This is a genomic window from Shewanella sp. Sh95, from assembly GCF_001308045.1.
Classification (GTDB): Bacteria; Pseudomonadota; Gammaproteobacteria; order Enterobacterales; family Shewanellaceae; genus Shewanella; species Shewanella xiamenensis.
In genome coordinates this window covers 1-1154 of the sequence record NZ_LGYY01000089.1, presented here as the reverse complement: position 1 = coordinate 1154, position 1154 = coordinate 1, and the positions used below count along the sequence as shown (strand labels likewise).

The following is a 1154-nucleotide window of genomic DNA, read 5'->3' as shown; positions in this document are numbered from 1 at the left end:
AAACAGCTTGATGCTGGCCTCTAAGGCACTGATTGAATGTAAGACACTGACCTTGACTGAGTTAGGTCGAAATTTACCAACCACGGCCCGAACCAAGCACAACATCAAGCGCATTGATCGTTTGCTCGGCAACACGCATCTGCATCAAGAACGGTTAGCTGTCTACCAATGGCATGCCAGCCTCATCTGTTCTGGTAACCCTATGCCGATTGTGCTCGTCGATTGGTCAGACATCCGAGAGCATAAACGCATCATGGCTCTGCGCGCCTCAATAGCCTTCAATGGCCGCTCTATTACCCTGTATGAGAAGTCCTATCCCCTATCAGAACAATGCTCTAAGGCCTCCCACAACGGTTTTTTAGCGGACTTAGCCAAGATTTTACCTTTGCATGTTACCCCTCTCATCGTGACTGACGCGGGGTTCAAAGTGCCTTGGTACAAAGAGGTTGAGGCGCATGGTTGGTTTTGGCTAAGCCGTATTCGCGGTACAGTTCAATTTGCAGATATTGGCGCTGAAAATTGGCGTGCAGTTCGCAGTACACATGACTTGGCCAACGGTCAAGCGAAGAGCCTGGGTTGTAAGACCTTGACCAAAACTAACCCTATCAATTGCCATCTCACGCTTTATCGTAGCAAACCTAAGGGGCGTACAAATCAGCGTTCAACGAGGACTAATTGCCACCATCCATCGGCAAAAACGTACTCAACATCGGCGAAAGAGCCTTGGGTGTTAGCCAGCAATTTACCACCAGAATCTCGGAGCCCAAAGCAGCTGGTAAACCTGTACGCCAAACGTATGCAAATAGAGGAAACCTTTCGTGACCTCAAAAGCCCGGCATACGGCTTTGGCTTACGCCAAAGTCGTACCAACAGTCCAGAGCGATTCGACATCATCCTACTGATAGCGTTGATGGTTCAATGCCTGTTGTGGCTAGTTGGTTTACACGCACAGCAACAGGGCTGGGATAAGCATTTTCAGGCCAATACCATTGGGCATCGAACGGTACTCTCAACGATTCGCTTGGGATTGGAGGTACTCAGGCGGCCTGATTATCAAATCACGGAGAAAGAATTGCTGGCGGCCTGGGTATTATTCGCCAATCAGTTGCTCAAATATGGCTATGCTATGGCTGATTTATGAGGGGATCCTTCAG

At 49.1% G+C, this 1154-nt stretch carries 1 protein-coding gene; it reads left to right on the top strand.

Annotation, left to right across the window (positions count from 1 at the left end; all coding sequences use genetic code 11):
* Window positions 1-1141 (top strand): IS4-like element IS10A family transposase (locus tag AEA42_RS06645; RefSeq protein ID WP_055647289.1); only part of this gene is annotated, 1141 nt, incomplete at its 5' end.
* Between the last annotated feature and the right edge of the window lie 13 nt (window positions 1142-1154).